The 18,712-nt window shown below is 60.5% G+C and carries 24 protein-coding genes; 10 read left to right on the top strand and 14 right to left on the bottom strand.

All coding sequences use genetic code 11. The features are described from left to right. The first annotated feature begins 200 nt into the window (after positions 1 to 200). From ACOYW2_RS00805 to ACOYW2_RS00760, 10 genes are all read left to right on the top strand, one after another. Entirely contained in the window at positions 201 to 1,037 is an 837-nt protein-coding gene (locus ACOYW2_RS00805; RefSeq protein ID WP_482421304.1) for a phosphate ABC transporter substrate-binding protein, read from the top strand. Next, positions 1,037 to 1,900 carry a PstC family ABC transporter permease gene (locus tag ACOYW2_RS00800; protein WP_482769044.1) on the top strand — a complete coding sequence of 288 codons (864 nt, stop codon included), beginning with the start codon at positions 1,037 to 1,039 and terminating at the stop codon, positions 1,898 to 1,900. Before ACOYW2_RS00805 ends, ACOYW2_RS00800 begins: the two co-directional genes overlap by 1 nt. Next, on the top strand, positions 1,897 to 2,775 hold the full coding sequence (locus tag ACOYW2_RS00795) for a PstA family ABC transporter permease (RefSeq protein WP_482769043.1): 879 nt from the start codon (positions 1,897 to 1,899) through the stop codon (positions 2,773 to 2,775). The genes ACOYW2_RS00800 and ACOYW2_RS00795 overlap by 4 nt, the downstream gene beginning before the upstream one ends. Before the next feature lie 18 nt (positions 2,776 to 2,793). Continuing rightward, positions 2,794 to 3,303: an ATP-binding cassette domain-containing protein gene (locus ACOYW2_RS00790; protein ID WP_482769042.1), complete on the top strand. Its 510-nt coding sequence runs from the start codon at positions 2,794 to 2,796 to the stop codon at positions 3,301 to 3,303. 396 nt (positions 3,304 to 3,699) lie between these two features. Further along, positions 3,700 to 4,668: a flavodoxin family protein gene (locus ACOYW2_RS00785; RefSeq protein ID WP_482414805.1), complete on the top strand. Its 969-nt coding sequence runs from the start codon at positions 3,700 to 3,702 to the stop codon at positions 4,666 to 4,668. Positions 4,669 to 4,925: 257 nt separating this feature from the next. After that, complete coding sequence (locus ACOYW2_RS00780) at positions 4,926 to 5,366, top strand: FAD-dependent oxidoreductase (RefSeq protein ID WP_482769041.1); 441 nt, start codon at positions 4,926 to 4,928, stop codon at positions 5,364 to 5,366. Further along, entirely contained in the window at positions 5,261 to 6,805 is a 1,545-nt protein-coding gene (locus ACOYW2_RS00775) for an FAD-dependent oxidoreductase (protein ID WP_482770961.1), read from the top strand. Before ACOYW2_RS00780 ends, ACOYW2_RS00775 begins: the two co-directional genes overlap by 106 nt. 58 nt (positions 6,806 to 6,863) lie before the next feature. Further along, entirely contained in the window at positions 6,864 to 7,022 is a 159-nt protein-coding gene (gene rd / locus ACOYW2_RS00770) for a rubredoxin (RefSeq protein ID WP_482414803.1), read from the top strand. A 112-nt stretch (positions 7,023 to 7,134) separates the two neighbouring features. Further along, a complete protein-coding gene (locus tag ACOYW2_RS00765) occupies positions 7,135 to 8,340 on the top strand; it encodes an FprA family A-type flavoprotein (protein ID WP_482769040.1) in 1,206 nt (401 codons plus the stop codon). Positions 8,341 to 8,393: 53 nt separating this feature from the next. After that, positions 8,394 to 9,083 (top strand): DVU0298 family protein, encoded by a 690-nt coding sequence (locus ACOYW2_RS00760; RefSeq protein WP_482769039.1) that lies wholly within the window; start codon positions 8,394 to 8,396, stop codon positions 9,081 to 9,083. A 59-nt stretch (positions 9,084 to 9,142) separates the two neighbouring features. On the opposite strand, the gene ACOYW2_RS00755 is transcribed toward ACOYW2_RS00760, so the two are convergent. From ACOYW2_RS00755 to ACOYW2_RS00690, 14 genes are all read right to left on the bottom strand, one after another. Continuing rightward, the gene (locus ACOYW2_RS00755; RefSeq protein ID WP_482414800.1) at positions 9,143 to 9,688 is read right to left on the bottom strand and encodes a hypothetical protein; all 546 of its coding nucleotides are present in this window, start codon (positions 9,686 to 9,688) and stop codon (positions 9,143 to 9,145) included. Positions 9,689 to 10,373: 685 nt separating this feature from the next. Next, positions 10,374 to 11,798, bottom strand: a complete 1,425-nt coding sequence (locus ACOYW2_RS00750) for a hypothetical protein (RefSeq protein WP_482769038.1) — start codon at positions 11,796 to 11,798, stop codon at positions 10,374 to 10,376. A 38-nt stretch (positions 11,799 to 11,836) separates the two neighbouring features. Continuing rightward, positions 11,837 to 12,226, bottom strand: a complete 390-nt coding sequence (locus tag ACOYW2_RS00745; RefSeq protein WP_482769037.1) for a hypothetical protein — start codon at positions 12,224 to 12,226, stop codon at positions 11,837 to 11,839. Further along, entirely contained in the window at positions 12,214 to 13,371 is a 1,158-nt protein-coding gene (locus ACOYW2_RS00740) for a hypothetical protein (protein ID WP_482769036.1), read from the bottom strand. The genes ACOYW2_RS00745 and ACOYW2_RS00740 overlap by 13 nt, the downstream gene beginning before the upstream one ends. A 524-nt stretch (positions 13,372 to 13,895) precedes the next feature. Beyond that, positions 13,896 to 14,477 (bottom strand): aminotransferase class I/II-fold pyridoxal phosphate-dependent enzyme, encoded by a 582-nt coding sequence (locus tag ACOYW2_RS00735; RefSeq protein WP_482769035.1) that lies wholly within the window; start codon positions 14,475 to 14,477, stop codon positions 13,896 to 13,898. Continuing rightward, the gene (locus ACOYW2_RS00730) at positions 14,456 to 15,025 is read right to left on the bottom strand and encodes an aminotransferase class I/II-fold pyridoxal phosphate-dependent enzyme (RefSeq protein WP_482769034.1); all 570 of its coding nucleotides are present in this window, start codon (positions 15,023 to 15,025) and stop codon (positions 14,456 to 14,458) included. Before ACOYW2_RS00730 ends, ACOYW2_RS00735 begins: the two co-directional genes overlap by 22 nt. Then, positions 15,007 to 15,198 carry a hypothetical protein gene (locus ACOYW2_RS00725; protein WP_482769033.1) on the bottom strand — a complete coding sequence of 64 codons (192 nt, stop codon included), beginning with the start codon at positions 15,196 to 15,198 and terminating at the stop codon, positions 15,007 to 15,009. The genes ACOYW2_RS00730 and ACOYW2_RS00725 overlap by 19 nt, the downstream gene beginning before the upstream one ends. A 5-nt stretch (positions 15,199 to 15,203) precedes the next feature. Continuing rightward, complete coding sequence (locus ACOYW2_RS00720; protein ID WP_482769032.1) at positions 15,204 to 15,428, bottom strand: hypothetical protein; 225 nt, start codon at positions 15,426 to 15,428, stop codon at positions 15,204 to 15,206. Next, positions 15,425 to 15,853, bottom strand: coding sequence for a hypothetical protein (locus tag ACOYW2_RS00715; RefSeq protein ID WP_482769031.1), 429 nt, complete (start codon positions 15,851 to 15,853; stop codon positions 15,425 to 15,427). Before ACOYW2_RS00715 ends, ACOYW2_RS00720 begins: the two co-directional genes overlap by 4 nt. Beyond that, positions 15,850 to 16,635, bottom strand: a complete 786-nt coding sequence (locus ACOYW2_RS00710; RefSeq protein ID WP_482769030.1) for a beta-ketoacyl synthase N-terminal-like domain-containing protein — start codon at positions 16,633 to 16,635, stop codon at positions 15,850 to 15,852. The genes ACOYW2_RS00715 and ACOYW2_RS00710 overlap by 4 nt, the downstream gene beginning before the upstream one ends. Positions 16,636 to 16,648: 13 nt before the next feature. After that, positions 16,649 to 17,020 carry an acyl carrier protein gene (locus tag ACOYW2_RS00705; RefSeq protein ID WP_180137094.1) on the bottom strand — a complete coding sequence of 124 codons (372 nt, stop codon included), beginning with the start codon at positions 17,018 to 17,020 and terminating at the stop codon, positions 16,649 to 16,651. A gap of 449 nt (positions 17,021 to 17,469) precedes the next feature. Further along, a complete protein-coding gene (locus ACOYW2_RS00700; RefSeq protein WP_482769029.1) occupies positions 17,470 to 18,201 on the bottom strand; it encodes an SDR family NAD(P)-dependent oxidoreductase in 732 nt (243 codons plus the stop codon). After that, positions 18,198 to 18,485, bottom strand: a complete 288-nt coding sequence (locus ACOYW2_RS00695) for an ApeI family dehydratase (protein ID WP_180137096.1) — start codon at positions 18,483 to 18,485, stop codon at positions 18,198 to 18,200. The genes ACOYW2_RS00700 and ACOYW2_RS00695 overlap by 4 nt, the downstream gene beginning before the upstream one ends. After that, positions 18,485 to 18,700, bottom strand: coding sequence for a hypothetical protein (locus ACOYW2_RS00690; RefSeq protein WP_482421289.1), 216 nt, complete (start codon positions 18,698 to 18,700; stop codon positions 18,485 to 18,487). Before ACOYW2_RS00690 ends, ACOYW2_RS00695 begins: the two co-directional genes overlap by 1 nt. Positions 18,701 to 18,712: the final 12 nt, after the last annotated feature.

The raw sequence follows: 18,712 nt of genomic DNA, 5'->3' as shown, positions 1-18,712 counted from the left end.
GGCAGGCACCTTGTGGTCAGCGGCGAGGCCGGGGCCACAAGTACCGGGATGGTCATGGATCTTGTCTATACGAAGGGGAGGTTGTATTGAATCAATCGATTTGAGGAAGAGGGGCGCTTGTGGTAGCTGAATCTCTCACCCTTTATAGTACTATGACGCATACGGAAAAACCATCACTGAAACGCCAAAGGAGGCGACCCGTGAAACGTGGCATCTTTATCCTTGCGGCCCTTCTGGCCTGGACCCTTTCTCCGCTGACAACCGACGTCCAGGCAGACAACTGGAATGCTTTTGCCCCCTTGAAAGGAGAACTTGCCATCTCCGGCGGCACAGCCCACATCCCCGTCATGAAAACCCTCTCCACCGAGATCATGAAGGCCGCTCCGGCCGTGCGGATCTCCATTGCAGGCGGCGGTTCCGGCCTCGGCATCAAGCAGGTGGGCGAAGGCATCGTAACCATCGGCAACTCGGGCAGGTCCCCGAAACCCAACGAGATCAAAAAATACGGCCTGGTCCTCCACCGGTGGGCCGTGGACGGCGTGGCCGTGGCCGTGCACCCGGACAACCCGGTCCGCGCCCTCACCAGCGATCAGCTGCGGGCCATCTACGCCGGTACCCTTGCCAACTGGAAGGAGCTGGGCGGCCCGGACCGTGCCATCAACCTCTACACCCGAGACGCCTCCAGCGGCACCCGGTCGGTCTTCTGGAAAAAGGCCCTGGGCAAGGGTGAGATCCACCCCAGAGCCAACTTCGTCAAGTCCAACGGCGCCATGAAAAGCGCCCTTTCAGGAGACCCCTACGGCATCGGCTACCTCTCCGTGGGCCACTTGGACGCCTCAGTGGCAGGCCTTGCCATTGACGGCACCGCCCCCACCCTGGCCAACGTGAAATCCGGCGCCTACCCCATTGCCCGGGGTCTTTACAGCAACACCAAAGGGGAGGCCACCGGCCTTGCCAAGGCGTTCATCGATGCCCTCTACTCCCCCCGAGGACAGGAGATCATTGCCGCCAAAGGCTTTATTCCGGTGAAGGGGTAATGACGCCACGCCGGAGAGCCCACGAGCTCATTGGTGAAAAGGCGGCCTCCGGGGCCGCCTTCGTCACCATGGGCCTGACCCTTGCCATCTTCGGGTTCATGGGCTGGCTGGCGCTGCCCCTTCTGAAAACCGAGGCCCTGTCCACCCTGCTGGCCCCGATCTGGCAGCCGGACCAGGGCCGCTTCGGCATCCTTCCCATGGTGGGAGGCACCCTGGCCGTTGCCCTTCCCGCAACGCTCCTGGCCTTTCCCATGAGCCTTGGTTTTGCCTGTTTTGCCACCCACCTGGCCCCGGTTCGCCTTCGCAAGGTCCTCAAGGCCCTGGCCGGTTTCATGACCGGCATCCCCACGGTGGTCTACGGTTTTTCCGCCGTCTTTCTCCTGGTGCCCCTCATCCGGCAGCTGGGGGAGCGGGGCTCCGGCTTCTCGGTGGTGGCCGCCGTCCTCGTGCTGGCCCTGCTCATCAGCCCCACCATGATCCTCATCCTCATCACCGCCTTTGATGCCGTGCCCCGGGCGTGGCTGCGCAGCTTTGCGGCCATGGGCGCCACCCCGGAAGAGACCGTGTGGACCCTTCTTCTGCCCCAGGCCTCCCGGGCCATGGCAGGGGCCCTGCTTCTGGGCCTGGGCCGGGCCGCCGGGGACACCCTCATCGCCCTGATGCTGGCGGGCAACGCCGTGCTGGCCCCCACCGACCCCCTGGGACCGGCCCGTACCCTCACCAGCCACATCGCCCTGGTCATGGCCGCGGACTTCGACAGCCCGGAGTTCCGCTCGGTCTTTGCCTGCGGCCTGTTGCTCTACCTGTTGGTCTTTGTCCTCACCCTGCTGGTGAGGCGGCTCTCCCGGGGGCCGGAAGCATGAGCCGTCTCAAACGAGCCCTTTTATACGGATTCGCCCTCGTGGCCACCCTGGCCCTTGTGGGCGGAGCAGGCTGCTTTCTGGGGTACATCGTCCTCAAGGGGTTGCCTGCCCTGAAGGTGTCCCTCATCTTCGGAGACGTGCCCCCCTGGGAGGCCCTCACCCTTGCCACCCGGGTCTTTGACGGGCTCTTCCCGGCCATCTGCGGCACCCTCTGCCTGGTGCTCCTGGCCGTGGCCCTGGCCCTTCCGGCAGGGGTCCTCACCGGCATCTGGCTCTGCCACTTCGGCAGCCCTAAGGCCAAAGCGGCCCTTTCCCTGTGTATCGACACCCTGGCCGGGGTTCCGTCCATCGTGGTGGGGCTCTTCGGGTTCTCCTTTGCCGTCCTTCTCCACAAAATCAGCAACGGCCGCCTCGGACCCGGGCTGTGCGTGGCCGCCATCAGCCTTGCGGTGCTGGTCCTTCCGGGCATCGTGCGAAACACCCAGCTGGCCCTGGCAGCCATCGGCCCGGACACCCGACGGGCCGTCGAGGCCATGGGGGCCACCCAAGTCCAGGCCATCTACAGGGTCTACCTGCCCATGGCCGCTCCGGGAATTTTCCGGGGGGCCATCCTGGCCCTGGGGCGATGTGCCGAAGACACCGCCGCCATCATGCTCACCGGAGTGGTGGCCTCGGCCGGGGTGCCCTACGCCCTCTTCGGGCGATTCGAGGCCCTCTCCTTTAGCGTCTTTACCATCGCCTCGGAGTATTCAGGCCCTGAGGAGCTTGCCAGGGGCTACGGCGCCGCCCTGATCCTCCTGCTGCTCTGTGCCGGGCTTTTCGGCCTCTCCGCATGGATCGCCAAGCGCCTTGGCACCGAACCCTCCAACACATAAGAAAGCCGCAGACGCCCCATGAAACTAACCATCCGCGACCTCTCCTTTTACTATGGTCCCCATACCATCCTGGATAACGTCTCCATGGAGGTCCCCGAGGGATCCCTTACGGCCGTCACCGGCCCCTCCGGGGAAGGAAAATCTACCCTGCTTTCCGTCATCAACCGCCTCTGGTCCGCCGAAGAGGGGGCCCGGGCCAAGGGCTCGGCCAGGGCCAGTTTTACCGACGGGGAGGTGGACCTGCTGGGCCCCGGCCTCGACCTGCCCGCCCTGAGGCGCAAAGCGGCCATGGTCTTCCAGGCTCCGACGCCCCTTCCCTTTACCATCTTTAAGAATGCCGCCCTGCCCCTCTCCTTTGCAGGAATCGAAACGAAGAGGTCCGCGAGTGAAGGGGCCCTGACCCGGGCAGGGCTCTGGGAAGAGGTCAAGGAGCGTCTGCACACCCCGGCGACACACCTCTCCGGAGGCCAGCAGCAACGCCCTGGCCCGTGCCCTGGTCACCGAGCCGGAGATCCTTCTTCTGGATGAACCCACCTCCGCCCTGGACTCACAAAGCCGGGACCACATCGAGGCCCAGCTCCTGGCCCTCAAAGGAGACTGCACCATCCTGCTGGTGTCCCACTCCGATGCCCAGGTCGCCCGCCTGGCTGATCGGGTCTACCGGCTCACCGGGGGGCAGCTGGCCTTGTGCACGGAATCCAAGGGAATCCGGTGAGCCCGCCGTACCGGGACGGGTCGGCCATTTTTACAGAACCGCCTTGAAAATGCCTCACCGACTGCTATAATAACACAAACGCTTTATCGCACTGATTCCACGGCAAATAAACGCCAGCGCCCGTCGTATCCCGCCCCTTACGCCAAGGGCATGTCCGCCCTCGCCGGGATCCGGGCTTCTCTTTCATCACCAAAAGAAGGAATCGCCAGATGTTAGCAGTGGGCCTGCAGGGAAGCCCTAGAAAAGGGGGCAACAACAACCACACCCTGGGTCTCTTCCTCAACCGTCTGAAACATCGTGGCTTTCAGACCGAGACCCTTCCCATTCCTCAAATGAAATTCGCGTTCTGCATCGGCTGCGGATCGTGTGAAAAAAGCGGCTGGTGTATCTTTGAAGATGACTACGCCCTGAAAATCGCCCCCCTGATCCGCCGGGCCGAGGTGATCGTCATGGCCTCACCGGTTTACTTTTACGGGCCGTCCGGCCAGTTGAAATCCGCCATGGACCGGGGCCAGATGTTCTGGTCGCGCAAGTACCGGCTCAAGCTGAGCGACCCCGGCAAGAAAAGACGCCGGGGCTATATCCTCTCTTCGGCCGCCACCCACGGGGACGACCTCTTCACCGCCTTTGTCCTCAACTCCCGCTACTTTTTCGATGCCATCGACGCCACCTACGCAGGGGCCCTCACCTTTCGCGGGGCCGAAGGCAAGGGTGCCCTTGCCGAGCGCTCCGATACCGAAAAAAGGGTCCACGCAGCCGCCGACCTCGCCGCAGGCCCCCTGTTCCCCCCAAAGCACCACCTTCTTTTTGTATGCAAGGACGGTGCAGTTAAAAGCCGCATTGCCTGGGCCGTTGCCATGTCCCTTTCGCCATCCACCACCTGGGTGAGCCACGCAGGGACCGAGCCCGCGCCCCAGCTCAAGGCCCGATGCGATGCCTGGATGGAACGAAGGAAAACGGACATCCGGTACATCCCTGTTTTCGCCCTCCAGGAGACTCTGGAGACCTTTTCCCCCACCCTCACGGTGGACATGGACGGCTCCCTTAACGACAACCCGGCGGTAACCGCCGATATTACCTGGGACCTGCCTTCTGCACCTCCGGAAAACGACGACGAAGCCCTGGCCCTCATCCGCCAGGTGGAAACCAGGGTCCGCAAACTCCTGCCGACCCTTTAAACCCGCAACCACGGGTGTCTCACACGGAGAATGAGACAATTCGATCCATTCGGGAGGCCCTGATACAGAAGGATCCATCCCGGCAACAGACCGACAAGGCATGAACCGGCCCGGAACCAACGTAAAATCGGCAGTTTTTGATTTTACCAAAAATTTTGGCACGCAAGATGCTTTAGTGAAATCCCCATGAGCCGCCCCGCTTCACCATCCAGGGGCCCCCGGTGCGTAACGCGCCCAACTGAGACAACGGACACATCATGCAACGATACCTGATCATCGGAAGCGGCATCGCCGGAATGACCGCAGCGGAAACGATTCGGGACAACGATCCCACCGGCAGCATCACCATGGTGACCGACGAAGAGGCTCCTTTTTACAACCGTATTCGCCTCTGCGACTACATCTCGGGGGACCTCCCCGAGACAGAGCTCCCCGGGGTGGACCCGGAGTGGTACGCCGCCCACAGGATCGACCTGACCACGGGCACACGCATCACGCACCTCGACCCCGACAGCCGCACGGCCCTTACGGCAGAGGGCACGACCATCGGCTGGGATAAGGTATCCAGGCTGGGCCCGGAGGGCGCCCCCACATCCCGGACATCGATGGAGTTCGGAAAAAAGGAGTCGTTACCCTTCGCAGCATTGACGATGCACGGCGAATCCTTGCCCGCGCCCCGGAGGTCAACAATGTGGTGATCATCGGCGGCGGGCTCCTGGGCCTTGAAGCAGGGCACGCCCTGATCAAACGGGGGAAGAAGGTGACGGTTCTGGAGTATGCCCACCGGATCCTCCCGAGGCAGCTCGACGCAAAGGGCGCCGAACTGCTCATGGAAAAAATGGTGGCACAGGGATTTCAGTTTCACACGGGCACGGCGGCCAGAGAGATCACCGGCCAGCAGCAGGTCACGGGGGTCATCACCTCCTCGGGCACCCTGGTCCCGGCGGACATGGTCCTGATCTCCGCCGGTATCCGGCCGGTCTCAGACATTGCCGAGGCATCGGGGCTCCCCTCACAGCAGGGGATTCCTGTTAACGAGGCCATGGAGACCCCCCTTGAAGGCGTCTACGCTGCCGGAGACTGCGCTCTTTTCAACGGCACCGTCCACGGCATCTGGTCCACGGGCCTTGCCCAGGGACGCATCGCAGGCCTTAACATGAGCGGACACGAAGCCAGCTACCGCGAGCCTGCCTTTGCCACCATGCTCAAGGTCACGGGAATCTACCTTGCATCGGTGGGAAGCGTGGACGCTGAAGGCACCGAAGAGTCCATCATCCGAAGCGATGAATGCACGTATAAAAAAATTGTTTTCCAGCAGGGATGCCTGACGGGATGCCAGATGGTGGGAAACATCGACCATTTTAACGAGATACAAACACTCCTTGCCGGGGCTCACCCCTTGAGCCCATCTGAGCGAAGCGACGTGGAGCGAAAACTGAACGGAAACAAAGGAGCAAAAGCAGAAATGAAAACGTTTGTCTGTGCGGTATGCGGTTATGTCCACGAAGGAAACACTCCCCCTGAAGCCTGCCCCCAGTGCGGCGTTCCTTCCGACAAATTCAAGGAAGTTGCCGAAGAAAAGGCGACCGCCAAGTGGGGATGCACCGTCTGCGGTTACATCCACGAAGGGGATGTGCCCCCGGACCACTGTCCCCAGTGCAAGGCCCCCAAGGAGAAATTCAAGGAGCAGGGCGCCGGCGGCACCCTGGCCTGGGCCGATGAACACGTCATCGGCGTGGCCAAAGGGGTGGACCCCGAAATCATCGAAGGGCTCCGCGCCAACTTCACCGGAGAGTGCACCGAAGTGGGCATGTACCTCGCCATGAGCCGTCAGGCCGATCGGGAGGGCTACCCGGAAGTGGCCGAAGCCTACAAACGCATCGCCTTTGAAGAGGCGGAGCACGCGGCCAAATTCGCAGAGCTCCTGGGCGAGGTGGTGGCGGCGGACACCCGCACCAACCTTCAGGTTCGCGTGGATGCCGAGCACGGAGCCTGCCAGGGCAAAAAAGACCTTGCCACCCGGGCCAAACAGCTCAACCTGGATGCCATCCACGACACCGTTCACGAGATGTGCAAGGATGAAGCAAGACACGGCCAGGCCTTTGCCGGGCTTTTGAAACGCTATTTTGACAAATAACAGACGGTTTTTTTTAAACCGAACCACACCCAACCAACAACCCAAGTGAGGTGATCCGATGAAAAAGTACGAGTGCACGGTATGCGGTTATATCTACGACCCGGAAGAGGGAGACGCCGAAAACGGAATTGAGGCTGGAACCGCCTTTGAAGATCTTCCCGAAGACTGGCTCTGCCCCGTCTGCGGTGTGGGAAAATCTGAGTTTGAAGAAGTGTAACAGGTAACACCCCGGGAGTGATCCCCGGGTATCCTCAACCCGGATTCCCTCGGCCATGTTCGCACGGGGATCCGGGTTTTCCATCCGGAAACAAAAAGGACGACAGCAAGCCATGAGACCACTTAAAATCGCCGAAGGCATCTACGATGTGGGTGTCAAGGATTGGAACATCAGAGACTTTCACGGGTACTCCACCTACATGGGGACCACCTACAACGCCTTTCTTATCGTCGATGACGACAAGGTGGTGCTCATCGACACGGTCAAGGAACCCTTCACCCATCAGTTCATGGAGAACATCCGCAAGGTCATCGATCCCAAGCGAATCGATATGATCATCAGCAACCATGCGGAGATGGATCACTCCGGCGCCCTGCCCCGGGTCCTTCACCTCATCGGAGAAGAGACCCCCGTCTACTGCTCCAAAATGGGAGAAAAAGCCCTTGCCGCCCACTTCAACGGTAAAAAGATCAACCTGAACGTGGTCAAACCGGGCACGGAGATCAAACTGGGCAAGCGCACCTTGAGCTTCATCGAAACCCGCATGCTCCACTGGCCGGACAGCATGTTCACCTACCTTAAAGAGGACGGCATCCTTTTTTCCAGCGACGCCTTCGGCCAGCACTACGCGTCCCACGAAAACTTTGATGACGAAATGGGCGAAGGGCTCTTCGAGCATGCCAAAAAGTATTTTGCCAACATCCTCCTGCCCTTTGCCCCCAGGGTGGAAAAGCTCCTGGAATCCATTGAGTCCATGGACCTGCCCCTCAACATGATCTGCCCGGACCATGGAATCCTCTGGCGGAAAAACCCGGAGATGATTCTGGACCGTTACGCCTCCTGGGCCCGTCAGGAGAACAGAGAGAAGGTGATCGTCATGTACGACACCATGTGGAACTCCACGGAAAAAATGGCCCGCAAAATCGTGGACGGCACCCGCTCCACCGGTGTCGAGGTCATCCCCATGAGCGTCCGCAACTGGCACCGAAGCGATATCATGACCGAACTCATGGACGCCAGGGCCCTGGTGGTGGGATCTCCCACCCTCAACAACGGGATCTTCCCCACCCTCTGCGATGTTCTGTCTTACATGAAAGGCCTCAAGCCCAAGGGCAAACTCGGGGCTGCCTTTGGTTCCTACGGCTGGAGCGGCGAAGCGGTGAAGCTCCTCAACAACGAGCTGGACACCATGGGATTCGAGCGCATCGACGACGGCCTGCGCACCCTCTACGTTCCCGACCCCGAGGCCTTGAAGGCGTGCTTTGACTACGGTGTCCTCATCGGTGAGACCGTCAAGGCCAAAAGCGCCGAATCATGATCCGCTCGCCTTCGGCGGCCTCGCCGGAGGGGAAGCCTTTTCGAGGAGGTCCCATGACCGACAACGACACCCCCGGTGGACGGGAGATCAAACGCACCCTTCGCACCCTCCTTCTGGAAGGCACGCACGATAACGTCAAGGCGGAACTCCTCAGCCACCCATTAAGGCGACTGGTGAGCCCCCTCATCGGCTTATTCTGTGATCGACAGGAGGAGATCAGATGGCGGGCCGTAACCTCCCTGGGGATGGTTACCGATGCCCTGGCAGGGGAAAATCTGGAAGAGGCGCGTGTGGTGATGCGACGCCTGATGTGGACCTTAAACGACGAGTCCGGGGGGATCGGATGGGGAGCGCCCGAGGCCATGGGAGAGATCACGGCCGTCAACCGGCTGCTCGCCGATGAGTACCACCGTATCCTCTGCTCTTATGTCAGTGAAGAGGGGAACTTCCTGGAACACGAAATCCTTCAACGCGGGGCACTCTGGGGGCTCTGCAGGCTCGCCGAAGCAGACCCTGAAAAGGTGAGGCCTGCCCTGGCCGATGTCAGGGGCCACCTCCGCTCCACGGACCCCGTCAAACAAGGCCTTGCCCTGCTCTTTGCCGCCCGCACGGGAGATGAGGAGGCGCGGCCCCAAGCCCAAGGGCTGGTGGGATCTTCCCACCCCTTTACCCTCTACACCGGCTGGCACCTGACAACCACCACGGTGGGCGATGAAGCACGGAAACTCCTAAGCGCCACCTGACGCCCCCTTTGAACGATCAATACAAAAAAGCCCCAGGCAAAAGCCGGGGCTTTTTTTCGTTACGCAAAAGAGCGCTTGAACAACTCGTCGATGGCGGCCTTGCCTTCATCGGAAAGGTTCCGGGTCCCGGTGCCGCAGAAGGTGTCCTGGGTGATGACGGGGGTGTCCAGGGCCCAGCGGTTCTCTTTCCAGGTATACCACTGGTTCTTGTCCTGATCGAAAACGCTGACGGGGCGGTTGAAGAATTTGCCGAGCTCCACGGCCCAGCCGGTGCCGCCTTTGACGGTGTTGTCGTCCTGGATCCAGCCAATGGCCAGCACCTGGCAGCCTTTGTTCACCATGTGAAAGATCACCTGGAAGACCTTGCGGATCTTGTCGGCCTGGGCGTAGCGTCGTCCCATGCGGGCAGAGACGATCTCCATGCTGACATCGCCCTTTTTGAGGGTCTCTTCGGAGAGGATCTCCACGTTCACCTCACGGGTAAGGGTCTGCCCTTCAAAGGCGTAGGTGGTCTCGGTGATTCCGTATTTTTCTGCCTGCTCGCCGAATGCCGCTTCAGCCCCTTTCAGGCCGCCGCTGAAAAAATGTTTCTTTACCTGAGTCATAATTTGGGTTTCCTTATGTGTATAGACGGTTACGGTTTGGGCTCATGCAGTCATTCACAAAACAGATCTCAGGATCTGCCCAAAGGGGTGATCCCCCATGACGCCGTGCCCTGTTGCCCCTGCCACACCATCTCTTCCGGCATGCAAAACGCACCCCGCGGCTTTCCCGCAAAGGGCCCCCCGACGAATCAGATGCTGTGTCTTCCGGTGCCGCACAATCCATGCAGAAACCCGTCACACGCAGCATACACAATCCGCCCTTCAGCTTCTTCCAAGGCCGTCATACAGAACTCACTTTACGTCTCTGGGCAAAGGTATCGATCCGGATTGGATGAAAGAAAATCACATGAAGAGATTCAGAAGGAACAAACGAGCGGGATAATTATATCAATAATGCATAAAAAGCAACACCTTTCCACAGAGAAAAAGAAGCAAATGCGCAACGGCAACTCATTAGGCAAAGAAAGGAGTTCCCGGTAAACACCCACGCGCCTGTGGAGACACACCGCCTGCCGTACCCCGGCTCCCAAAACGAAAAATCCGGCTGAGCCCACGGAGCTCAACCGGCCGGAGACCTTGTGGTCCCTTTTTCAGGGAACACCACCTGGACAGGACATCAAAAAAGCCCGGTCCCGTTCCCACGCCACCGGCCCCACAACAAAGACCCGACGGGTCAGCACACATTTTACGGGAAATAATTCGGGTCCTGCCCAAAATAGGAAAACCCGGTGACATTGGGGTCATTCTGGTAAACCTTCTGAAGGGAGGCCGGGTACTGGGACGTTGCGGCCGACGGCTCGATGCCGTTCCACCAGTTGTGCAGGGAGGTGTTGATGGACTCGCCCTTGTACTGGAACGAGCAGGCAATTCGCTCGCTGTAGCCCCCCACAAGCTGGTACCCGAAATGGGGGCTGTTCCGGTCCAGGCCGATACGGATAAAAAAGCCCGAATGCTGGGCATTGCTCAAGGGGTTGTCCGGCACGGCGTCCACCCACGATTTTCCATTGGGATTCTTGTAGTTTCGAGACAGGCTGAACTGATCCACAAGGGACATCATGGTGTCCCGTTGATAGATGGCGGGAATGGGGGTCGAGTTAAACTCCTCCCCGAGGTCCGAACCGGCCAGGCTGTTGCCGTCCCCTCCGGTCTGCAGGGCGATCTGCCGAGCCTGGTGAGGCAGCTTGGGGCTATAGATCCCCGTGGCCCGCTTGTAATCAAAGGAGAGGTCGCCTTGCAGGTCGTTGGTTCCCACGATGATGTCCGTCAGCTTTCGGTCGGCGGAGGCAATGTTGTCGTACTTGAGACGAATCACCAGCCCGTTGATGCGGACCGGCTCGTCCGGGCTGATCCCCATCCTCAGGTTGTCCACGGAAAAATCCCAGTCCAGGTAGTTCCGGTTGCGATAGGGACGGGTGGAAAAGAGCCCGTTGGCGTTGTTGTCCCCTTGCGCCCCGTCCACCCAGCTGTGGGATGGGGCGATGTCCAGAACTTTTTTGTACTTGTACTTGTACAGGTAGTTGTCGTCGTCCACGTAGGGCACATAGACAGTCTCCAAAGAGAGGTCCTTGTCCTCGCCCTTGTGCAGGGTGTACTCCGTGGCCACCTCCCAGGGGGAGTAGATCTTTTGCGAGTCCTCGGTGACCCACGGGTTCATGACCACTCTGAACCGCTTGCTCTCCCAGGGGGTGCTGTCGTGTGCCGGCACATCGCCGGGATGCCACTCAATCCGGGGGTCACCGTTTTCAAACAGGTGGTGATAGGAAACGGGGACCGACCAGGGAATGTATTTTCTCACATAATCCCCCGGGTTCAGGCCTTTTCGGGTAGTGAGCTCGGCCGGAGACTTGTAGTAGTACCCCAGGCGCACCCTGTCCGTTTCCTGATAGACCTCCAGGTACGTGTCCATAAAAATCCGCACCGTGTCCCGCTCGATATCAACTGAGATGGGGCTGGTCTGGGCCGTGATGTCGGACAGGGCACCGTCGCTCATGGGGCGTACCGCGCCATGGGCTAGGCGCACCGTTCCTGCCCATGCACAGAACCACGCCAGGGCAAGCACACATGCCAGGGTACGCCGGAAGCTCTCACGCCTGTGGTTTTCACACCCCATGGACCTTCTCCTTTTACGCTCAAGGGCCTCAATCGCGGTCAATGATCCGGTACCCATCTCGCACCGGAACCGGGATACTCCGGTTCGTAGATATGCCAGAAGTCGTAGGTTACCCCGTCCGGCATGATCTTCTTGATATCGTAGAGGTCCCACCGCCCCCCCGTGGGATTCGACGGGTTGCCCAGCTTGCTTAAAAAGTCGAGTTGACCCCGCCCGATGGGGTCCCAGTCCGCCTGGTTGGAGGGAAGGCCGTTGGGATTCATCTCATCGGGCAGCTTGCCCGCCTCGTAAAGATAGTAGTGGCGAACCCAGTTGTTGGAATCCGACCTGTCGATGTTCTGTTCCGTAATGGCGTACATCTCATTTCGACCGGGAATCTCCAGGTAGGTCTTCTTGGCACGCATGCCGTCCAGGATCACGCCCCCCATGCTGGGGCCGAACTGGTTATCGCCCTTGCCAGCGGATGTCCGACGAACCCCTGGAGGTCCTCCACCCGCACCGAGCCGTGGCGCGGCCAGTTGATGGCGATAAAACTCCGCTCGTCGTAAACAGACTCGGCCAGACCCGTGCGGGTAGAAGCTTCTTTGTAATTCCGCCCTGTCTTCACCTGGATGGTCATGGGACGTTCCAGGATCTCGATGTCATTGGCCATGTCCTGGTTATGGATCTGGTAATCGTTATCCAGCTTGCCGGGGTCGTCGAAATTCTTGCCCGTGATTACGTCGGCCTCGGTCATCTGACCGTGGTCCAGAACCAGCTTTCGTCCGGAGATGCGGTCGGCAAAATCGATCTGGTTGATGTTCCCGTTGAGCATGAACCCGTCGTACATGTTGTGATACCCCGGCCCCCCCGTATACGGGGACCTCACCAGGTTACGCGAAAGCATGACGTGGTCCGGGTTGTAATCGCTGCCGAAAAAACCATCCGGGTCGTAGGTGCTGTCCAGGTACTCTGACGGGGCGTCGCTGGCGAAGTAGTCTTTGTCCATGTCCCCCCACCTGTTGTACTGGACATGGAGCTCCTGGCTGAAGCTCTCGCGCATGTGAATCCCCGAGGCCCTCAGGTTGACGAAGGTCTCCCCGCCGATCTCCCGGGAGATGGTGACCTCGTCGATGGTGGTCTTGCTCCGAAGCTCCAGGGCAATGCCCTCCCCTTCGACGTAGCCGTCTATGGTTCCGATGGGGTAAAGGGTCACCCGCTGGCCCAGGTTCTTTACACCGGTCATGGACAGAAGCCCGGTGTCCGCCCCCAGCAGCCCGGACACAATGCGATCACCGACGTCCTCTCCCATGTCCGTGTATGACCCGATGGCGGAAAAATTGAGATTGCTGCTGCTGGACCCCACCGTGAAGGGCTCCTCGCCGTTGTCCATGGAGATCACCACCGCCGTCACCCCCCGGGCCTCGGCCGGAGGGGTAAAGTCACTCCCCTTGTTGATCTCGTATGGGTCTGTGCGTTTGTGCTTGTAGTACCAGTCGATACCGAGGCCGATCATGCCCGCTTCCCCTTTCCGGACCTTGGCCGTGTCCTTGATGAACCACTGCCGCTGTGGGGCAACATATTTGCACAGCAATGGAGATATCTCCATCTGTGCGGTATACTCCCATGGAGGTGAACTCAAGGTAGTGATCCGGCTTGTTCTGGTCATCGGGCACAAACCTTGAGCTGCCGCCGGTGCTCTCCACCACAAGGTTGTCGAACCCCAGGTTCACCCCGGTCCTGGCTTCAACCCCGCCCAGCTCCCACTCCTTCATAGGCTTTGGGGCCGCCACAGCCCCTGCCGCACAAAAGGCACATAAAATAAAGGCACAGACGATATAATGACGGAAATCCCGGGCGGAAAAAGCCATGCCGTCCTCCCTGGCTGGGACTGGTCCCTGGGGTTATCATGTGACCACGCCGGCAACACGCCGAGCGAATGGCCACAGATTCGTTATTCGCACCGTGTTATTTATAGCGAACATTGTTACCACTTTGACAAAGCAAAATCAATCCTTTTCCGGTAACTGGCAAATTCACTTAAAGGGGAACGGCCAACAAAACACAGCCTAAGCAGCCCCATGGCCCGGCAGCCCAGGCCCCTGGGACGTATCCGGGCTAACGGTCCAATGCGGCCAGTGCGTCGGAAAAATCTTCCAGGTCTTTTTCGGTGTGGTTGGCTGTCAGGCTCAGGCGAATAATGGCCTGGCCCATGGGAACGGTGGGAAAACGGGCGGTAAAGGCAAAATACCCCTGGTGAAAAAGCTTTGTCACCAGCTCCTGGGCACGCTCTTCGCTGCCGATCTGAACAGCAAGGATGTGGGCCTCGCCGCAGACGGTAAACCCTCGGTCGGTGAGGAGCCGGGTCAGCTTCCGGCTGAGATAAGAAAGGCGCTCCCTCCGGTCATCGCCCCGCTCCACCTCCGACAGCACGGCCAGAGCGGTGACAGCGTGGGCTTCGGGCAGGGCCGTGGTGTAGATAAGGGGGGAGGCAAAATTGAAGAGATACTCCCGATACAGGGAGGGCAGCAGCACAAAAGCCCCGAAAAGCCCCATGGCCTTGCCGAAGGTACCTAAAGCCACGTCAGCCACACCCCGGGCGATGCCCCGTCCTCCGATGCCCATGGCGCCGTAGGCGTGGGCCTCGTCCACCACCGTAAGAAACCCGAGCTCCTCTTTCAGATCGGAAAGCTCGGCCAAAGGCGGGGTGTCCCCGTCCATGCTGAAGATAGGGTTCGCGCCCCGGGCTGGCCCGAGGCGCTCTTCAGCCTTTTTTCCAGATGCCCCATGCTGTTGTGGCGAAAACCTTTAAACGGGGCGGACCCCAGCTGCATACCCTTGACGGTGCTGGCGTGGACATGCTTGTCAAACAAAAGGGTCTCCTCCGGCCCGAAAAGGGTGGAGAGGATGGCCAGGTTGGCCTGGTACCCGGAAGGGAAAAAAACAGCGTCCTCGTAGCCGAAATAGTCGGCATAGGCTTTTTCCGCCTCACGGATGGCCGAACCGTTGCCCGACACAAGCCGTGAGGACGACGAGGAGGTGCCATAGCGCGAAAACGCCTCTGCGGCCTTGGTGCGAAGGGCCTCACAGCGCCCCAGGCCGAGGTAGTCGTTGGAGGCAAAGTTAACAAGGGTACGCCCGTCCACCGTCACCGTGCGCCCGTCCCCGCCCTCCACCACAGGCGGATTGCGGTAAAGCCCCTTCTCTTTCTGAAGGGCCAGTTTCTGTCTCAAGCGCGTGTCAAACATTGAAAAATCTCCTGATAGTGAGGGCTGAGGCGGGCGGCCTCGAAACGGTCGTCATAGGGCGTGGTGCCGATGAGAAGGGAGGCCGTGACGGTCTCGCCCCCAATCTCCGCCGACACCTGATAGGCCCGGGCATCGGTGGCCGATCCCGTAAGGACAGCGGTGAGGGTCACCACCCCTGTCACCGCCGGGGCAACGAAAAAGGTATTCGAGTCACCTTCATGAGAAAAGCCTGGCGGGAAAAATCAGTAAGATGCCGCACATGATAGGCGGCGCACTGGGCCATGGCCTCCAGAAGACCATGGGGCTCGCCGCCCAGTTCTGCGGAGGCAGCCGTCATGGATTTCTCCTCCACGGACGAAATCCGGGAGAGCATCAGAAAAGGGGTCTCAAGAACCTGGGTCATGGTTGCCACCTGCGCACCACCAAGGCGCTGTTCTGGCCGCCGAACCCGAAGTTTTCAAACAAAAGGGTCGAGACCCCGTCGGCACTTCGAGGGCCCGTTACAACATCCAGGGACGGGTCCAGGGGCTCGGTGAGGTTGGGGTTGGAGGGCAGCACACCGCTCTTCAGGGCGGCCAGCATCACGGCCAGTTCCACGGCCCCGCAGGCCGAGGCCAGATGGCCCAGCCACGCCTTGGGGGCCAGGATGGCCGGTTTCCGGGACGTAAAAACCCGCTTGAAAAGATCGGCTTCCATGCGATCGTTGAGGTCGGTGGCCGTGCCGTGGGCCGACACCGCGTCCACCTCTTCGGGCAGCAGAAACGCCTCGTCCAGGGCCAGGCGAACCGCCTTCTCCGCCCAGGTACCCGAAGGATCCGGGGCCGTCATGTTGTAGCCGTCCAGGGAGGAGCCGAACCCCAGGACCTCGGCGTGAATCTCGGCCCCCCGCCGCCTGGCGTACTCCAGCTCTTCAAAAAGGAAAAACGCCCCGCCTTCTCCGGGCAAAAAGCCCTTTCGGCGGGCATCAAAGGGAGCGTACTCCGTGGACGGGTCGCTGTCGCTTCGATGCAGGGCCGGGCCATGCCGTAGGCCAGGAGCCCGCCCCGATTGATCCGGGAATCGCCGCCCCCTGCAAGGGCCGTGTCCAGATACCCGTCCCGGATCTTTCGGTACGCCTCCCCAAGGGCCGTCAATGACGCGGCGCAGGCGCTGCCGCAGGTGTGATTTTCCCCGTGAATGCCGGTGAGGCGGGAGATGGCCGATGCCGCCGTGTTGGGGAGAAAACGGAGCATCCACAAGGCGGAGAGCCTCTCCTCGGAGATCTCGCCATGGTCGATCCTGGCAAACTCCTCCCCCACATCAAAATTGGGCCCGCTCCCGCAGAACAGACCGGTGTCGGCCCGCTGCTTCTCGGAAAGCCCGGACATCTCCATGGCCGCTGCAGCCGATGCCACGGCAAACTGCGCCCCACGGTTGAGGTACCGGCCGGCCTTGAAACGCCCGGTGTACGCCTTGAGGTCAAAGCCTTCCACCGGGGCAGCCCAAAGCCCATCCTCCCCGGTAAACACAAACCGGGGCGCCCCGACGGAAAGCCTCTCTCCAATCTCTTCCGGTGTCGCCCCCAAGGATGAAACCACCCCCATGGACGTCACCACCACACGCCTGCGCATGAAGACTCCTTAATTATGCAGCATCACTGCGCCAGGAGACGTAGTCAGCGATGTCTTTTACCTTGAGGACGGGGCCGCCGTCCTGATCTGCCAGGATCTCGTCCACGCGGGACGCGGTGAGGTAGGGGTATTTTTCCATGAGGTAGGCCCGGGTGTCGGTGACGTGGTCCCCAGGCTCGCTCAGGTAGACCCGCAGGGTTTTGAGGAAGACCTCGTCGTCGTTGACATCGATGTTGAACTCGGAACTCAGGCTCACGGCCAGCTCCAGCAAATCAATGGACTCCACGTCCAGGTCCCGGAACAGGTAGGTCTCGGATCCGATGCGCTCTTCGTCCACGTCCAGGATATCGGCCAGGGTGGCCTGGATTTTTTCAAAAACAGTCATGGGCTCAGTATCACTCCACATATAAGAGAATAACGATTCAGCTTGCCTCCGGCGGCCCTGCCGGGGGCTAAACTTTTGAAAAGTTTAACAAACAGGTTTAAAAAAAACACATGTGGGCCAATTTTATTCAAAAGTGAGTATGATTGGCCCCCGCAGCTTGCTTTCGAAGTGTTTACACCATAGGCAGTGCGGTTAAATCGACAATGGGCAAGGAACGACAACGTATCCGGTAACTTCGATGCTTGTGAGCCAACCCGCACAAACCATCAGCGTTCATGTCGGGCGAAGCCCGAGCCGAAGGCCATTGCGCTTTGCCCTGAGGCACGAAGGGCAAAGCGCAATGGCAATCAGCTTTCGAGGTGTTTTCGATATTGTGGCTTCGCCACCCTCGCCGCCGGAGGCTTGTTTTTTGCTCCCGACTTTAACCATAGAGGGCATGCTTTCAGGCCCTACTTGCACGCGGTAAGGCCGCCGTCCATGGTGACCACGGTGGCGTTGATGGGGCGTGCGGCGTCGGAAAGCAAAAAGAGAAGTGTCTCGGCCACCTCGGCGGGGGTGGCGGCGCGTCCCAGGGGGACCCGTTGCCGGATCCGGTCTCCGTGTGCCTCCAGGTAATCGGTGCCGCGGCCTGCCGACACGTAGCCGGGCCGCAGGATGGCGCTGGTGATGCCCTTTTTGGCCAGCTCGATGCCCGCGCCCCGGTAGAGGGATTCCGAGGCCTGCTTGGAGGCGGCGTAAAACCCCTGGCCGCCGTTCTGGAGGGCTGCGGCCGTGGAGGAGACGTAAAGCATCCGGCCGAAACGGCCTGCCATCATGCGACGGGAGGCCCACTTCACAAGGGCTGCGCGGCAGGTGATGTTCTCCTGCATGTAGCGCCCCGTTGCCGCCACATCGGCCGTGGCCACAAGGCTTTCGAAGTTTCCGTGGGCAAAGTCCACCAGGTAGTCGGGGCCGCCGTCTTGGAACAGGGCATCCAGCGTTGAAAACCCGTCGGGCTCCAGGGCGTCTTGAAGGGCGAACGCGCAGGGCGTGCCGCCTGCATTACGAATTTTTTGTTCCCCTTCCGTTGCCCTGAAGGTGGACACAGGCCGAAGGCCGGCCCCTGCAAGGAAGGGAATCAGAGAGAGAGCCATGTCGCAGCTCCCCCCCACGATCAATACGGTTTGTCCGGAAAACGTCATGGCAGCACCATCTCTCCGGTCACGGCCGGAGCCTCATCGGTGAACAGGGTGCAGGTTGCCCGCCCCTTTTCGCAGCGGACCGTATACCGATACTCCCCGGGCGGGACAAACACCCTGAACCTGAAATTTTTTGCTGCAACAGGTGCGTGGCCTTCATCCCTGAGGCGATGATAAAAAGCCTCCACCACAAGACTCCCGGGGACCACGGGGTTGCCGGGAAAGTGGCCCTTGTACAGAGGGTCTGAGCCGTCGAACCGGAAGAGTCCGGACAGGACGGCTTCCATTACACCTCTCCCACGATGAGCCCGGCGTCGGCCACCATCTTGAGATCGTCGTCAAGGGAGCGCCCGGCCGTGGTGAGGTAGTTGCCCACCATGAGGCCGTCGGCACCGGCGGGAAAGAGCCAGGACTGAAAATCCCGGAGGGTCACCTCGCGCCCGCCGCAGACGGTGATGCGCTTTTCAGGGGCGATGAGCCGGAACAGGGCCACGGACTTCAAGGCGTCCAGTCC

This window comes from Desulfoluna sp. CLI2B (assembly GCF_056847375.1).
The sequence above is the reverse complement of the archived record's forward strand: the minus strand, read 5'-3'. Positions and strand labels throughout refer to the sequence as shown.

Coding starts and splice junctions, on each gene's coding strand:
- ACOYW2_RS00800 (WP_482769044.1), top strand. CDS start 1,037: ATGACGCCACGCCGGAGAGCCCACGAGCTCATTGGTGAAAAGGCGGCC.
- ACOYW2_RS00795 (WP_482769043.1), top strand. CDS start 1,897: ATGAGCCGTCTCAAACGAGCCCTTTTATACGGATTCGCCCTCGTGGCC.
- ACOYW2_RS00790 (WP_482769042.1), top strand. CDS start 2,794: ATGAAACTAACCATCCGCGACCTCTCCTTTTACTATGGTCCCCATACC.
- ACOYW2_RS00785 (WP_482414805.1), top strand. CDS start 3,700: ATGTTAGCAGTGGGCCTGCAGGGAAGCCCTAGAAAAGGGGGCAACAAC.
- ACOYW2_RS00780 (WP_482769041.1), top strand. CDS start 4,926: ATGCAACGATACCTGATCATCGGAAGCGGCATCGCCGGAATGACCGCA.
- rd (WP_482414803.1), top strand. CDS start 6,864: ATGAAAAAGTACGAGTGCACGGTATGCGGTTATATCTACGACCCGGAA.
- ACOYW2_RS00765 (WP_482769040.1), top strand. CDS start 7,135: ATGAGACCACTTAAAATCGCCGAAGGCATCTACGATGTGGGTGTCAAG.
- ACOYW2_RS00760 (WP_482769039.1), top strand. CDS start 8,394: ATGACCGACAACGACACCCCCGGTGGACGGGAGATCAAACGCACCCTT.
- ACOYW2_RS00755 (WP_482414800.1), bottom strand. CDS start 9,688: ATGACTCAGGTAAAGAAACATTTTTTCAGCGGCGGCCTGAAAGGGGCT.
- ACOYW2_RS00750 (WP_482769038.1), bottom strand. CDS start 11,798: ATGGGGTGTGAAAACCACAGGCGTGAGAGCTTCCGGCGTACCCTGGCA.
- ACOYW2_RS00745 (WP_482769037.1), bottom strand. CDS start 12,226: ATGGGGGGCGTGATCCTGGACGGCATGCGTGCCAAGAAGACCTACCTG.
- ACOYW2_RS00730 (WP_482769034.1), bottom strand. CDS start 15,025: ATGTTTGACACGCGCTTGAGACAGAAACTGGCCCTTCAGAAAGAGAAG.
- ACOYW2_RS00720 (WP_482769032.1), bottom strand. CDS start 15,428: ATGACCCAGGTTCTTGAGACCCCTTTTCTGATGCTCTCCCGGATTTCG.
- ACOYW2_RS00715 (WP_482769031.1), bottom strand. CDS start 15,853: ATGACGGCCCCGGATCCTTCGGGTACCTGGGCGGAGAAGGCGGTTCGC.
- ACOYW2_RS00710 (WP_482769030.1), bottom strand. CDS start 16,635: ATGCGCAGGCGTGTGGTGGTGACGTCCATGGGGGTGGTTTCATCCTTG.
- ACOYW2_RS00705 (WP_180137094.1), bottom strand. CDS start 17,020: ATGACTGTTTTTGAAAAAATCCAGGCCACCCTGGCCGATATCCTGGAC.
- ACOYW2_RS00700 (WP_482769029.1), bottom strand. CDS start 18,201: ATGACGTTTTCCGGACAAACCGTATTGATCGTGGGGGGGAGCTGCGAC.
- ACOYW2_RS00695 (WP_180137096.1), bottom strand. CDS start 18,485: ATGGAAGCCGTCCTGTCCGGACTCTTCCGGTTCGACGGCTCAGACCCT.